The sequence below is a fragment of the Anaerolineales bacterium genome (assembly GCA_030583885.1).
Classification (GTDB): domain Bacteria; phylum Chloroflexota; class Anaerolineae; order Anaerolineales; family Villigracilaceae; genus Villigracilis.
Map to the genome: position 1 here is coordinate 732,880 of CP129480.1, position 15,272 is coordinate 748,151.

Sequence of the window (15,272 nt, forward strand, 5' to 3'; positions counted from 1 at the left end):
ATATGGTTAATGATGACGCATCGAACGCGGTCTGGAAAATTCAAACATGTCCCCGCGCGACGAGCGGATCATTCAGATGGCTTTAATTGGAAATGTATTCCCTCAAACTGTGTTCCACTGCATACGCCGCCGCTTCCGCACGGTTGTTGACGCTTAGTTTCGAGAGAATGCTCGAAACATAATTCCGTACGGTCCCTTCGCCGAGGAACAGGCTCTTGGCGATCTCGCGGTTGGTCTTGCCTTCCGAGACGAGCAAAAGCACGTGTTTTTCCTGCTGGCTCAAATGGGCGAATGCCGAAGCCTCCTCCTCCTTGACAGCGCGGCGCACCTCCTGAAACACGCGTTGTGTCACAGCGGGGTCCAGCAACGCCTCGCCGCGCCCGACAGACTCAAGCGCTTTGATCAAATCATCACTTCCAATCTGCTTGAGAATGTACCCCGATGCTCCCGCGCGGATCGCGGAGAACAGCATTTCATCCTCCGCATAGGAGGTGAGCATGATGACCTTTGTGTTGGGGAATTGGTTGACAATTTGCTCGCAGGCTTCGATCCCGGATGTGCCGGGCAGACGAATATCCATCACAACGACATCAGGTTTAAGGGAAGCGGTCTGCTCCAATGCTTCGCGCGCCGAACCGGCCTCCCCCACCACGTCGAACTGCGGATGCCGCTCAAGCAGGGATTTCAAACCGAGCCGTACCACCTCGTGATCATCTACCAGGATAATTCGTTGCTTTTTCATGCGCCTATTTTACCTCATGAATATGCAAAAAACGGGCAAAATTCACTACTTTTTCGCATATCTTGCCGATTGCAGGTGTTCTTCAACATGTGCCAGGCTGCGCTCCACCCAGAGTTGCAAGGTTAATTCACCGCCCTGCGTCTCATGCCTGCTCTCACGTGACCAGCCCTCGCGCGGCAGGCTTTCCAGGGTTTTACACAAACCGTCCATGTTTGCGGAAAATTCATCCAGAATATTGACCAGCGGTTCCTCCTTGTTGTAATGTTCCGCCATCCATGCATCCGCATCAAAACTTTTGAACTCCGGATTCTCTTCATGCAGCGTTCGGCGGATGCGTGTGCCGTAGACCATCCTGTCCACATCCCGTGTGTGGGACGCGATCTGGTGCAACGTCCATTCGCCTTCTATCGGTATGAAAGGGTTGCTGTACGATTCGCATGCCGAACGAAATTCCCTTGCCGCTTCCATTAATCTTGCGATCAATTTCACGCGGTATTCGATCAACTCCTTCATTCCTCCTCCAATAGGGAAAATACAACCTTGTCCACATCCGCGGAATTTTCAACCGCATGGACCCGCACGCCATGCGGACTTAATTCCAGATCTGCCTGCCGAGACAACTCAGCCAGCCCTGCCTTGCTGGATTGATACGCCCCCGCCTCATATTCGGACCTTTCCCCCTCGCCTGCGACAAGATTCAGAATCACCCCGCCGCTTTTCCCCTCTTTCATCACACGCCCCACCGACTGGGTCATCAGGAATGCACCGGTCAGGTTCACCTCCAGCGTGCGATGCCAGTCCCATTCATCCATGTCCAGCAAGGGAACGTGCGGTTTAACAGCCGCATGATTGACGAGGATATCGATCCTCCCAAAATCATCCTCCACATGATTCACCACCGTTTGCGCACCAACCTTTTTGGCTATGTCTTCAATATATGCCCTGGCTTTTCCGCCGCGGGCCTTGATGCCATTAACGACCTCCTCCACGTTGATGGGCGACAGGTCATTGGCGGCAACGAGTGCGCCCTGTGCCGCGAACGCTTCCGCCAGCACCCGTCCCGCGCCCTTCCCCGCGCCCGTGATAAGAACAACTTTATCTCTTAATGTATTCATCTTTTTCCTGGCACATCATGGGCACATCGGGATCGTATGCGGATTGACGTTCGCGTTCAACGGCAGTCCAAAATACGGAGATGGGTCGTATGTATTTTCGATATCAAGTTCGTTCTTGTAATTTCCGAAACCGTCGTCCTTTACAACCGAAACATGCAGGTGCAAACCTGTGGGGTTGAGCGGGTCGCCGGAATAATTTCCCTGATACCCCAGAAAGGTGCCTGCCTCCACAGGGATTTCCCCGGTGCCCGCCGGGAATTCCGCCGAGATGAAGGAATTTCCATTCCTGTCCGCCATATGTGTATAGTACACCCAGATCTGACGCGAAGGTCGAAGCGGGTCTTTCGGCACGCGGATGATGACCGTGGAAATCCAATCGGCTGCGCGGGTGAGATAGCCGGGGTAAGCCGCTATGACCGGTGTCACACCGACCTGCGTCCCTGCGAAAATATCTATTCCGGAGTGGCGGTGACCGGGGCGGAAGGAATCGTTCCAGATGAAACCGATCAGGCCGTTTGTCGGAAAAATGAACGGGGCCTCGCCGCACTGCGTCCCGGCGGTCATCATTAACTCCGCTCTTGAGGATGGATCGCGGAACCAGTCGAAGACCTGGGCTGTCCGGGCGGAAGCCCGTCCGGTAAAGTACAGATAGATCCCTGCGACGGCAATTACGACAGGGACGGCCAGCAGGAAGGTTTTTTTGGACATTGGGGGGAATTATAAATGGTTTGGGCGATTCGGAAATTCCACCTTGAAATAAAGTTCAAAATCTGCAATAATGGTTCTGTCATTTCGTGAGGTGCAAGTCCGAAAAGGCAAACCCGCCGTGAGACGGGGACGCAAAGTCATGGGTCTGTACCCATTGCAGACCGCCAGACTGCTGGAGGCGATTTTCATCCGGCAGTTTTTTGTTAATTACTAGAACTTGTCTCAAAAACACCTGAGCATGGAAAAAACCCTAATCTATGAAGGGAAATCGAAGATTTGGGACGCTTTTTTCATTTTTGAGATAACTTCTAGATGCGAGGAGGTGCGCTTCGAGCAGATTTATCCCTTGATCTTCCCCGTAAGCAACCAATGTCAGATAAAATTTTAAATTTTCACTGAGATCACCAAAGGAGATTGAAATGAAGAAGGTAACGATTGCGATTTTGCTTTCTGTCGTTCTGGTATTTAGCGCCTTCGGCATTGCCAGCGCAATTACGAACGGCGAACTGGATGGCGACGGTCACCCCCATGTCGGCCTGCTTGTCTTTGATGTGGGCGGATTCCCCGCCTGGCGTTGTTCCGGCACCCTGCTCTCCCCAACCATTCTGCTGACAGCCGGGCATTGCACCTTTGGTGCAGATGACGGCCGCGTGTGGTTTGAATCTGATGTTCAAAATGATGTTGTTGGCTATCCCTTTGACACGGCCACAAGCGTGGCTTTTTGCGGCATTCATACCCATCCCGATTATGATGATGCCGCCTTCTTCCTGCATGATGTCGGCGTAGTCGAACTTTGTGAGCCGGTCTATGTGGATACCTATGGCACGCTTCCCTCCGCGAACCAACTGGATGCGCTCAAGCCCAGAAAACAGAACTGGTTCACTGCGGTTGGTTACGGGCTTCAGAGAATCAACCCCGTGTTCGTGGAGGCTGAAAGAGTTCGCATGGTTGCCACCCCGCACCTGGTTCAGATCAATGTCCCCGGCTTCACGGGCGATTTTTCACTCTTGTTATCCAACAATCACTCGACAGGCGGCACCTGCTTCGGTGACTCCGGCGGACCGAATTTCCTCGGCGATAGCAATGTCGTCGCTGGTGTTACCTCCTTCGGTATCAACGGCAATTGTGCCGGCACCGGCGGTGTCTTCCGCATGGACCGCCAGAACGTCCTCGATTTCGTCAACCAGTTCCTGGATTAATAATGCAAACTTGACCCTATCGCATAAGAAAAGGAGGGCCGCTGTCCGGCGGCCCTCCTTTTCTTATAAAAATCCTATTTGGCGCTATTTGTTTTCTTACACTCCCGATTTAATATTGCAGCATTGACAATATAAAAAGGAGATAGAAAAATGACGCTCTATATTCAACCCCATCCATTCCGACGCCCGGTCCGCCGCCAGGTGGACCGGGCACAGCAGCGTGCACTGGGCGTAAATATTCGCGAGGAGAACGATGCCTATATCCTCTCCGCGCTGGTGCCCGGCTTGAAGGCCGAGGACCTCAACATTCAGGTGCTGGAAAATGTTGTCAGCATCGAAGGCGAATACAAGTCGGACGACGTGGAATTTCTTTTGCGCGAACTTCCCAGCGGATCCTTCCGCCGCAGCCTGCGCCTGCCGGTTGAGGTCGAGGCGGAAAAGGTCGAGGCGAAGATCGCGGACGGCGTCCTGACCCTGACCCTGCCCAAGGCGGAGTCGGCCCGCCCCAAGAAGATCAGCATTGCTGTCCATTGATCGGTGGTCGTTAACCAAGGAGACGCGCATGTCCTGCGTCTCTTTGCATTTAAGAGTAAAGTTAATCCCACCTTCCCTCATAAAATGAGGCAGTATAATACTGGTATTCTTGGTTATCCGGAGCAACCTCGTGCGTGTTAAATATCTTCTCTTCGCGGCATTGACCATCGGCCTTTTGAGCGCCTGTGGAGCAGGGACTCCCACGGAGATCCCGCCGCCCACCGTGGTGCCGTCTCACACCCCGCTGCCGCCTGCCACATTGATTCCCACACCGTCCACGCCCCTGGCGATCCTTGTGATGCCGGAAGATATGGACAGGATCTCATTCGATCTGTATCAAAAAACGGTCTACGACCTCGCGCAAGAGTCAGGGTTTCGTTTTCAGGTGCGCAACCTGCTTACTCCTGATGACCTCGCCGACCCAACTTTGAAGGTGGTCATTGCACTGCCTCCGGACCCCGGCATTACCTCGTATATTTCGGCTGCGCCAGGCGTACAATTCCTTGCAGTCAATATTCCCAACCTGACAGCCGGCGGCAATTTGAGCGTCCTTGCCCCAGCCTCACAGGTGGAACTGCCCGCCTTCCTTGCAGGGTATACCCTGGCGATGCTGATCGAAGAATATCATATCGGCATGCTCATCCCGCAGGGGGATGCGGACGCCGCACGCGCGTTCAATGCCTTTCAAAACGGCATGAGATACTATTGTGGTTTATGCAATACCGTTTTCTTCTCCCCCATTGCATACCCAACCTACCTCGAAGTCCCCGCCGACGAAGACCCCGCTCGGTATGGCGGCTACGCCAACGTCCTGCTCAATGACCGTGACGTGGATGCTCTTTATATTTACCCAACGCTTGCAAATGATGATTTCCTGTCCTATATCGGTACGCAGGGTGCCTGGTTGATCGGCACCTCCATGCCCGAGACCCGTCCCGGCGGCTGGGTGATGACCGTCAGCCCGGATACGGTCAAGGCAATCCAGATCGCCTGGCCCCAGCTCATTGCCGGGCAGGGCGGCATCAACGTTCAATCCCCGCTCGGGATTTCGGATGTCGACCCCGGCATTCTCCCCGACGGGAAACTCCGCCTCGTTCAGGAGACGCTGGAGGGCTTGCTGGCAGGCCGAATTTCAACGGCAAATCCTTAAAGAAAATGGAATTAAGCCTGTCCATATCAGATGGTTGTCGATGAATTCATTTCTGACCGACCCATATTATCAAGCGGATTTACTCGGAAAGTATCAGCCAATTTGGATGTGGAGCAGGTGATCGGTCCGTAAAGAGACGGTTAGTGCTTTGGAGTACAAGACTCTCCTCTAGTTAACACCCTTGACGGGCGTCCGTACTGGGCATATAATCCGCCTGTTGGATATAAAAAAACCGAGCTGTACATAGCAAGCGCTTGAGAAATACTCTCACGGCGCTTGCCTTTGTTTGTCTCTACTATCAAGCGACTACACGCTATAGGGAGACCGCTCGAATTCGTAATCTTTTTTAGGAGAGAATCCGTGGAAACCAAGGGATTGACTGCACTCCGTATCAGCCTCGCCTCGCCCCAAACGATCCTTTCATGGTCGTATGGTGAGGTGCTGAAACCCGAAACGATCAACTATAGACGTTTGCGCCCGGAAAAAGATGGATTGTTTTGTGAAGCCATTTTTGGACCAACCCGCGATTGGCAATGCTATTGCGGCAAATACAAAAACCCCCGATACAAAGGCATTACCTGTGATAAATGCGGTGTGGAAGTAACGCGCTCCGCCGTGCGCCGCGAGCGCATGGGACATATTGCGCTTGCCACCCCCGTGGCGCATATCTGGTACACACGCCGCATCCCCTCCCAGATGGGCATGCTGTTGGATGTCTCACGCCGCAACCTGGACCGCGTGTTGTATTTCGCGCAGTACATTGTCACCTATGTGGATGAGGATGCCCGCAAGAAAGCCTTGCAGCGCCTTGAGGATGAGATTTCCGTCTCCGAGCGCGAGCAGGCTGCAGATGTTAATGCCCGCATTGCCGAGATCAAGACCAAGCGTGATCAGGACGTCACCGAACTCAAGCAGAAGCAGGCTTTGCTTGAGCAGGGCTACGACGAGGGCATCGCCGAGCAGATGGACCCCATCATCAAGGAAGGTCAGAAGTTGGAGAAACAACTTCAAGACCAGATGGGCGAACCGGCCAGGAAGACCATTGTCTTTGAGTCAACCGGCGAGAAGGTCGTCGATGCCGGCGACAAGGTTGCCAGCAAACACATTACGCTCATTCAAAAGAATGTCCAAAAGAAATTGGAAATCCTTGAGAACGAGTTGAAGGACAGGAAGCAACGTGAACTGGAGGAACTGAAGACCCAGGCCGCCACCGTCAAGGCACAGGCGGACCAGGAGATGGAAGCCCTGCGTAGCGAACTGGAGACTCAGACCTCCGCTTCATCGAATCAATCCTCGCGCCTGCGTGATGAACTGTTGGAACTTCGCCCCTTTACATTCCTAAGCGAAATCCGCTACCGCGAACTCAAGCAGCGTTGGGGACAGGTCTTCCGTGCCGACATGGGCGCTGAAGCCTTCTTTGATATTCTCGAACGCCTTGACCTTGATAAACTTTCAGAGGAACTCTGGCACGAAGTCCGTACCACCAAGAGCAAGCAGAAGCGCAAGAAATCCACGACCCGTTTGAAGGTGGTGGAAGCCTTCCGTCGTTCCGGCAACAGCCCGGCCTGGATGATCCTGACGGTCCTGCCTGTCATTCCTCCCGACCTGCGCCCGATGGTCCAGTTGGATGGCGGACGCTTTGCCACCTCCGACCTGAACGATCTCTATCGCCGTGTGATCAACCGCAATAACCGCTTGAAGAGACTGCTCGAACTCGGCGCACCGGATGTCATCATCCGCAACGAGAAGCGCATGCTGCAGGAGGCGGTTGACAGCCTGATCGACAATTCGCAGCGCGGCAAGGCGCTCTCCCGCCGCGGACGCCGCGAACTCAAGTCCCTGAGCGACATGCTCAAGGGCAAGAAGGGCCGCTTCCGCCGCAACCTGCTCGGTAAACGTGTGGACTACTCCGGTCGTTCCGTGATCGTGGTCGGTCCGCAGTTGAAATTGAATCAATGCGGTCTGCCCAAGAGCATGGCGCTGGAACTGTACCGCCCGTTCGTGATCGCGCGTCTTGTGCAAAATAATTATGCCGCCAACGTGAAAGGCGCCCGCCGCTTGATCGAACGCAACCGTCCCGAAGTGTGGGAGGCGCTTGAAAGCGTGATCGGCGACCGTCCTGTTCTCTTGAACCGTGCCCCCACATTGCATCGTCTGGGAATCCAGGCGTTCGAGCCGATCCTCATCGAAGGCTCCGCCATTCAATTGCATCCGCTGGTAACGACCGCCTTCAATGCGGACTTCGACGGTGACCAAATGGCTGTCCATGTTCCACTTTCGCAGAAGGCGGTCACCGAGGCACGTGAATTGATGCTCGCTTCAAAGAACCTGCTCAAGCCTGCGGACGGTGAACCGATCATCTCCCCATCCAAGGATATGGTGCTGGGGGTGTACTACCTGACCATGCCGCAAAAAGCCGCGCACCGCGGGGATGGACGGGCGTTTGCCGACATTGATGAAGTGGAGCTCGCCTTCGCGCTCGGCCAGGTGCATGTGCACAGCGAGATCAAACTCCGTGTGAAAACCTGGTACGACGACAAGGGTGACCGTTTGCCCGAACCTGAAACCCGCATCATTGAAACGACGGTTGGACGTGCGATCCTCAACCGCATCCTGCCGGAACAGGTGCAGTTTACGAATGAGAAGCTCGACAAGGGCGGCGTGAAGGATCTGATCGCTGAAGTCTACGAGCTGTGCGGACAGGAAATCACCACCCAGGTTGCCGACAGCATGAAGAGCATCGGTTTTGAATATGCCATGAAGTCCGGCACCACGCTGGCAGTTGCAGATATTTCCATTCCGCCGGAACGCAAACCAATCATTGACGATGCCTTGAAAGCCATTGAAGTGATCCTGCGTGATTTCCGCCGCGGGTTGCTTACCGAGCAGGAAAAGAACGAACGCGAGATCCAGATCTGGCAGGACACCACTGAACAGGTGGGGGATGCCGTCAAGAAGCACATGGATCCGGATGGCAATCTTTCCATCATGGCGACCTCCGGCGCGACCAAAGGCGGTTTCTCCACGATCTCCCAGCTGGCGGGGATGCGCGGTTTGATGGCTGACCCCTCCGGGCGCATCATCCCGATGCCGATTCGCTCAAACTTCCGCGAAGGACTCACCGCACAGGAATACTTTATTTCCACGCACGGCGCACGCAAAGGTCTTGCGGATACGGCCCTCCGCACCGCGGATGCCGGTTACCTAACCCGCCGCCTCGTGGACATTGCGCAGGATATCATTATCAACGAGCATGATTGCGGTACGCACGAAGGTGTGTGGATCCGCAAAGCGGACGATGTTGCCGGTCAGTCCATGGCCAGCCGCATGTACAGCCGCCTCGCGGCGGAGCGCGTGCTCGACCCGAAGACCGGCGAAGTGCTTGCTGAATACAATGATGTGCTCACGCATGAATTGTCGCGCAGGATCGCCGGTGCGGGTGTCACTGAAATCAAATTACGTTCACCGATGACCTGTGAACTCAACCACGGCATCTGCGCCAAATGTTACGGCATTGACCTTGCCCGCGGCGAGATGGTCGAGCTCGGCTCGGCGGTGGGGATCATCGCCGCCCAGTCCATCGGTGAGCCTGGCACGCAGCTGACGCTCCGCACCTTCCATACCGGTGGTGTGGCGGCTACCAGTGCAGACATTACCACAGGCCTCCCCCGCGTGGAGGAACTGTTCGAGGCACGCAAAATGCCGAAAGGTGAGGCAGTTGTCGCCGAGATCGGAGGCGTGATCCACATCCAGCAGTCTGAAAAATATGCCGACATGCGTGAGATCCGCATTGAACACTCTGAAATGGTGCATGATGAATATGCCATCCCTGAAGATTGGAAGTTCATCGCAAAGGATGAATCCGAAGTGCAGGCTGGCGACATCCTCGCCGCAAAGGAAAAAGCCACCATAACCGCCCAGCACAGCGGGCGTGTGGCGGTTGAAAAGAAGGAACGCAAGATCATCGTTTCCTACGAACAGCGTGAGGAAGTTGTCGAGGATATCCCGAACACCTCCCGCCTGCTTGTCAAGACGGGTGCGCATGTGGAGGCGGGCCAGCCGTTGACGGAAGGCTCGCTCAACCCGCACCGCATTCTTAAGATCCAGGGACGCGATGCCTGTCAGATGTATCTCATGACCGAGGTGCAGAAGGTGTATCGCTCGCAGGGTCAGAACATCCACGACAAGCACTTTGAGGTTATCATCCGCAAGATGTTGAGCAAGGTGCAGGTGACGCGCCCCGGCGATACCAGGTACCTGCCCGGTGATGCGGTCGACCGCCTTGAGATCCGCAAAATGAACGAGGGCCTGCTGGCGGAAGGAAAACAACCGGCCCGCTTCGGCGAAGTCCTGCTCGGTGTAACGAAAGCCTCGCTCAGCACCGACTCCTTCCTCTCGGCTTCCTCCTTCCAGCACACCATCAAAGTGCTGGCAAGCGCGGCAATTGGTTCCACGACCGATCCGCTCTTCGGCTTGAAGGAGAACGTGATCATCGGCAAGCTCATCCCCGCAGGCACCGGCTTTATTCATGGACGCTTTACGGATGAGGAAATCCAGAACAATGCCACGCAATGGTCTCAACTCCCCGATGCGGGGCCTGGAAGTTAACCCGTATCATTTGCAAGTATAAAATAAGAAAAGAGCCGCTGGCTAAGCCGGCTCTTTTCTTTTGTTGACTCGATATAATCAGCGCACATGCAAAACAAAACCAAAAAACCGGTTGGACAGCCGACCCGCGGCAAGACCGCTTCGAACCGCTTGCGCCGCGTGGATAACTTTATCCTGCTTTACGAACCGTCGCTTCTCACGCGGACCGACGGCTTGTTCGCTGATTCGTTGTTCGTTGACCTTGGCTACGGCTTTGACCCGCGCACCACGCTCGAAAGTGCCGCTCGTTTCAGAACGTTGAACCCGCAATTGCGCATCCTCGGCGTTGAGATCGACAGGCAGCGGGTGGAAGCTGCGCTTCCCTTTGAAGATGAGATCACCCGCTTTCGGCTGGGCGGATTTAATTTGCCTTTGCAGGCAGGTGAAAGTGTGCGGTTGATCCGTGCCTTTAATGTCCTGCGTCAGTATGAGGAACTTGATTTTGCGCCCGCCTATGAACGCCTCGCTGACCGTGTTTTACCCGGCGGTTTGATGATCGAGGGGACGTCCAACCCGTTTGGCAGCATCTGGTCGGCGAATTTGGCGAGAAGGGTGGAGAATGGAAACTGGAGGCTGGAGGCGCTTCTCTTCAGCACCAATTTCCGTATGGGATTCGACATCACGGATTTTAAGGCGGTGCTGCCAAAGAACCACATCCACCGGGTTGTCTCGGGTGAGCAGATTTATGATTTCCTGGATGCGTGGAAACGGTCTGCCGCGGAAACATCCTCTGCCAAACCATTTGGGGTGAAGCAGTGGTTTGCCGCCTCCGCAGAAAAATTGGCGTCAAAAGGGTTTACAATCGCTTTGCATGCGAAATGGTTGAACAGGGGCTGGCTGATCTGGTATTGTTGATCATGGAACAGGGATTGGATTTAAGACGTCGTAACACAGCCTGCATATTGTTCGGAAAGGAGTCATCATGTCACGCACACCCGGAGTCTATTTGTCAATGACCTCGTTGTTGATCATGAGTGTTGCCTGTTCGTTACCGGAAGCCCTCGTGCCTGATGCTCGCTCCGTGAGTACAGCCGCCGCGCAGACGGTCATCGCGGGGTTGACCCAGGATGCGCCGCTGGAGGTTTTCCCTCCCACAGCGGAGATGACGTCAACACCGGCCTCCACGTTTACAGTTCAACCGCCAACGCTCACACCTATATCATCCCCGGCGGGGACCGAAACACAGACGCCGATCCCGATTTTTACGCCCACGTCAACCATCCCATTGATCAGTGTTTCCGTCCCCACCAACTGCCGCAATGGACCGGGCCGCGCTTATGTGATCACCGGATCTTTGCTGGTGGGGAAAATCGCAGAGGTGTATGGACGCGACCCGACCGGCAATTACTGGTACATCCGCAACCCGGGTGCGGGTGCTCAATTCTGCTGGGTATGGGGCGAGTATGCCACGCTCACGGGATCGACTCAACTGTTGCCTGTCTTTACCCCGCCGCCCACACCCACACCGACGATGATGCCCACGCCATCCCCGTCATTTACTGCGAAATTCGATAACCTTGATTCATGTGCAGGCTGGTGGTTTGATCTCCAATTGAAGAATACAGGCGCGATCTCGTTCAGGTCTGTAAAGATCGAAGTGAAGGATTTGGCCACGGATGTGGAACTTGTGGCGCTTACAGACGGCTTTACCGATCTGGACGGTTGTTTGAAAACAACCACAAAGGATGTCCTTGCGCCGGGAGATACCTTCAACCTGAGTGCGCCGGCATTTGTCTACAACCCATCCGGGAACAACATCCGTGTATTCATCACATTATGCACCAATACAGCCCAAAAAGGCGGGTGTGTGACGAACAAGATCAACTTCAAGCCGTAGGCAGGATCCAGCGGACAGGCGGCGAACCTGCCCGCTTTTTTATTGACAACAACATCCATGCCTTATAATCAGTAGATCACGAAAGCACAAAACATGATTGATGTTGAATGACCTCAGTCGCACCCCAGAAGCGTTCAATGGCACGACTGAGCAGGAAAGCGACACGGCGCAAAGAAAGCCAGAAGCGATTGAAAGATTCTAACGGTGTTTTAAGCGCGGAGGCCAGATTCTGGCGCAAGGCAATGTACAGATTGAACAAGACAAAAGCCAAACCAACCAGCAGCAAGCGGATGACAGGATTACGGGTGGAAGTTCGAGCGCGCACCTGGTTCATTTGTCGGTAGCTCGACTCAATGCCGAAGCGTTGACGATAAAGTTCAAACACCTGGGCAGGCAAAATGCCAGAGGGCAATCCGGAGACGGCGTACGCAAACCACTTGCTCTTGTGTCGTCCATAGCGTCCTTTGGAATAGCGCTGGACGACCACCGCCTGCACTGTATATATGCCATATTTTGGGCTGTTAAAGGTGTAGGTGGTGACACGTGATTTACCTTGAAACAAAGTCCGCACACCGCCCGACTTGCCACGCACGGGAATGGGCGTTACGAAACTGACCTTGTGTTGGTCCAGAACCTTGAAAACCGGCTTGGAGCAGAAACCTTTGTCCAAAAACACCCGTCGAATGCGAAATTTGAGTGTTTTCAGGCGTTTCAGCAGCCAGCGGACGATGTCGGCCATATCCTCGCCATGTTCGATGAAGCGCAACGCCACAACGTAGCGCCGATGGTCCCGCACAATCGAAACCGTGGCGTAACCATGAAAATGGGTTGTCCCAGACTTGGGTGCACTGCGTACGATCTCCTTTCTGTCTTCATACGGCTGACCATGATATGGGATCAGGGTCAGGTCAATCGCCACATTGAAATCGCGTTTGCACTTCCATACACTGGGATGGAGTTGCCGATGAAAGATGCGGTTCAATCGGTTCTGCAAACCGGCTCGGTCTGGCAGCGACTGGGCTAATACTTCTCGCAGACGATTACCCGAAGGCGCATTCTGCAACTCCAGACAAGCCGATTCAATGCTCAAACGATGCACATTGGCGTATGCCAACACATACAGGATATCTTCGGCAGTGATCCGGGTGTTTCGCAATTCCAGCGGCAGGTTCTTGCGAACCACCGTCATGAAGGCATTCAGCACTTGCTCGGAATGAATTGTTCGGGTAATCTTGATTGTGGGCTTGGACATGGTTATGGGTTTCCTTGGTCGGAGCCAAGTTAACCACGTTCAAGCCTTTTCGTGAACTACTGATTTTCAATCGTGGACTTTCCTTCGGACATATTGTCTGGAATGATATAGGCGGCATCAAGCAATTCATGATGTTTCAAACGGCACAAAGTCCGTTCTCGTCCGTGAATCCGTGACGCGAAGCGGTCCGTTGACCAATCTTCCCTCCCCGTTTGGAATTATTCCCCTGCCAAATATCTATCCACGAACTCACGCGGCTTCAAAACTTCAATATCATGATAGCCAGAAACTTTCAATAAATGCTTATCCCCGCTGACAATAACCTTGCTCCCACTCGCCAACGCACAAGCAAAGAACTTGTCATCATCTGGGTCTTCACAGACAGGTTCACTAAGTTCGACAGGTTGATAGACCCTTGCATGTTCAATAACAAATGTCAGAATCGGATTCAAATCCACCTTCGGGCGTTCCGTGGACAAAATCTCACCGACTCTGTGGTACTCGTCCAGAATTTCCTGCGAGACAACCAATTCAAATTCGCCAGACTGCCATGCTTTCAGGATTTGATAAGGCGGACCGCTAAAGAAGACCCCAGAGACAAATACGTTCGTATCCATCACAACTTTCAAGTCCATAACGATCTTCATTTTTTGCCCCGTGCCTTTGCCACTGCGGACGTGACACCTGCCTCGGTTAGCCCCGCTTCTTTTGCCTGCTGGCGCGCTTGCTTGATCAACTCATCGAACTGACTCATATCGGGCAAGTTGACCACTTTCAGCACAACTACATCTCCTTCGCCAACAACAAGGAATTGTGCTCCCTCTTTCAGGTCAAGCTGCTTGCGAATGGACTCGGGGATGACAACCTGCCCCTTTGATGACATACGGGTAGTAGCTAATGTTTCCATGATTTACTCCTTCTTACTAGTAAGATTATAGCACGGATATTGCTTCCCTAATTTTCCCCACCACAGCGGACAGATTCCTCCCAACCTCATCATTCCCAAAGCGGACAATCCTCAATCCCATCTCAGTCAAGACCTTCTCCCGCCGTTCATCTTCCTCTTTCTGCAAGTCGTGAATATCCCCATCGACCTCCACTACCAGCCCCGCCTGATGACAGTAAAAGTCGACAATGAATCCCTGAATAACTTACTGCCTCCGAAAGCGGACTCCCAGCTTCTTCGCACGCAATTCATTCTAAAAGGTAATATTATCCTGTCAGTTGAACTTTGAAGCTAATTGGTGTTAAGTGCAAAGACCTTCCGACTTCACTTGCTGGGTTGTGTATTTTGTGTAACTTTGGAGTGCCGAATATTTCCGAAACAAAATAAATCCAATATCTGTTTCTATATTCCTTTGCCACATCAAGTTCGTTTGCGCTAATAAAAAACTCGGCTTTGCTCAGTGCTGTGGTTTTTACTTCAATGTATTTCTCCGCCCCAACAAGTTCATAAGATAGAACGTCATATCCAGCAGCTATGTTTGCGGTACTAATCCTCTTAACCTCTTTTGACAACTCATAAAGACCATTGTTCTCAAGTTCATTTACTTCATAATCCACTACCCACGTTTCGCCAGCTAAACCAATTTGTTCTCGGGTTTTTTGAATTGCTCTAAATCGTTCTTCCGATATTGCGTGGCTGGGCACGTTTTGTTTATAAACTACTATACTGTCGTCTGAAACAATAACACTTGACGAAGGTATCATATATTTGCCGTTTTTATCCCAAGCAATTTCGCCATTTGTCTTTCTACTTTGCAATACATTCCTAACATTACGCATCCATTTAGGCTCATCAGTTTTAGGGGCTGATGGGAGAAAATCATCATGGGTAAGTTGAAGGGTTTTCTCTACCAATGAATAAATCTTTGGCAATGCAATCCATTCATCTCTTGGCAACTTGGAATTAATCAGTTCCCACATTTCATGCAGTTTTGTTATAGCCATATGTATGCCTTTGTTTTAATATTTAGAAAATCAGATATTGAATTATATAGCCAAATTGTTAGTGCCAGTCCGCTTCGAGCGGACTTCGTAAAAATAGCACGGGGATTCATCCCCGCGCGAGCTAACAGCCAAAGGCAA

At 53.1% G+C, this 15,272-nt stretch carries 14 protein-coding genes and 1 riboswitch; of the genes, 6 read left to right on the forward strand and 8 right to left on the reverse strand.

Features of this window, described 5'->3' with window-relative positions; translation table 11 throughout:
• Positions 1–82: 82 nt before the first annotated feature.
• The 4 genes from QY332_03700 to QY332_03715 are packed head-to-tail and all read right to left on the reverse strand — an operon-like array spanning position 83 to position 2,565.
• Positions 83–742: a response regulator transcription factor gene (locus QY332_03700; protein ID WKZ37027.1), complete on the reverse strand. Its 660-nt coding sequence runs from the start codon at positions 740–742 to the stop codon at positions 83–85.
• Between the two features lie 45 nt (positions 743–787).
• Entirely contained in the window at positions 788–1,255 is a 468-nt protein-coding gene (locus tag QY332_03705; protein WKZ37028.1) for a DinB family protein, read from the reverse strand.
• Entirely contained in the window at positions 1,252–1,857 is a 606-nt protein-coding gene (locus tag QY332_03710) for an SDR family NAD(P)-dependent oxidoreductase (protein WKZ37029.1), read from the reverse strand. The genes QY332_03705 and QY332_03710 overlap by 4 nt, the downstream gene beginning before the upstream one ends.
• Before the next feature lie 15 nt (positions 1,858–1,872).
• Entirely contained in the window at positions 1,873–2,565 is a 693-nt protein-coding gene (locus QY332_03715; GenBank protein ID WKZ37030.1) for a hypothetical protein, read from the reverse strand.
• A gap of 96 nt (positions 2,566–2,661) precedes the next feature.
• Positions 2,662–2,742: riboswitch (cyclic di-GMP riboswitch) on the forward strand.
• Between the two features lie 242 nt (positions 2,743–2,984).
• Here QY332_03715 and QY332_03720 point away from each other — a divergent pair.
• The 6 genes from QY332_03720 (at position 2,985) to QY332_03745 (ending at position 11,932) form a co-directional block, all read left to right on the forward strand.
• On the forward strand, positions 2,985–3,764 hold the full coding sequence (locus QY332_03720) for a trypsin-like serine protease (GenBank protein ID WKZ37031.1): 780 nt from the start codon (positions 2,985–2,987) through the stop codon (positions 3,762–3,764).
• 150 nt (positions 3,765–3,914) lie between these two features.
• Positions 3,915–4,298 carry an Hsp20/alpha crystallin family protein gene (locus QY332_03725; GenBank protein WKZ37032.1) on the forward strand — a complete coding sequence of 128 codons (384 nt, stop codon included), beginning with the start codon at positions 3,915–3,917 and terminating at the stop codon, positions 4,296–4,298.
• Between the two features lie 130 nt (positions 4,299–4,428).
• Positions 4,429–5,448: a hypothetical protein gene (locus tag QY332_03730; GenBank protein WKZ37033.1), complete on the forward strand. Its 1,020-nt coding sequence runs from the start codon at positions 4,429–4,431 to the stop codon at positions 5,446–5,448.
• A 360-nt stretch (positions 5,449–5,808) separates the two neighbouring features.
• Complete coding sequence (gene rpoC, locus QY332_03735) at positions 5,809–10,056, forward strand: DNA-directed RNA polymerase subunit beta' (GenBank protein WKZ37034.1); 4,248 nt, start codon at positions 5,809–5,811, stop codon at positions 10,054–10,056.
• Positions 10,057–10,143: 87 nt separating this feature from the next.
• Complete coding sequence (locus QY332_03740) at positions 10,144–10,950, forward strand: hypothetical protein (protein WKZ37035.1); 807 nt, start codon at positions 10,144–10,146, stop codon at positions 10,948–10,950.
• A gap of 67 nt (positions 10,951–11,017) precedes the next feature.
• Positions 11,018–11,932: a hypothetical protein gene (locus QY332_03745; GenBank protein ID WKZ37036.1), complete on the forward strand. Its 915-nt coding sequence runs from the start codon at positions 11,018–11,020 to the stop codon at positions 11,930–11,932.
• A gap of 76 nt (positions 11,933–12,008) precedes the next feature.
• On the opposite strand, the gene QY332_03750 is transcribed toward QY332_03745, so the two are convergent.
• The 4 genes from QY332_03750 to QY332_03765 all read right to left on the reverse strand — a co-directional run bounded on the left by QY332_03750 (position 12,009) and on the right by QY332_03765 (position 15,134).
• A complete protein-coding gene (locus QY332_03750) occupies positions 12,009–13,184 on the reverse strand; it encodes a transposase (protein WKZ37037.1) in 1,176 nt (391 codons plus the stop codon).
• 218 nt (positions 13,185–13,402) lie between these two features.
• Positions 13,403–13,831: a putative toxin-antitoxin system toxin component, PIN family gene (locus tag QY332_03755; GenBank protein WKZ37038.1), complete on the reverse strand. Its 429-nt coding sequence runs from the start codon at positions 13,829–13,831 to the stop codon at positions 13,403–13,405.
• Complete coding sequence (locus tag QY332_03760) at positions 13,828–14,091, reverse strand: AbrB/MazE/SpoVT family DNA-binding domain-containing protein (protein ID WKZ37039.1); 264 nt, start codon at positions 14,089–14,091, stop codon at positions 13,828–13,830. Before QY332_03760 ends, QY332_03755 begins: the two co-directional genes overlap by 4 nt.
• Positions 14,092–14,396: 305 nt before the next feature.
• Positions 14,397–15,134: a DUF3883 domain-containing protein gene (locus QY332_03765; GenBank protein ID WKZ37040.1), complete on the reverse strand. Its 738-nt coding sequence runs from the start codon at positions 15,132–15,134 to the stop codon at positions 14,397–14,399.
• Positions 15,135–15,272 lie beyond the last annotated feature (138 nt).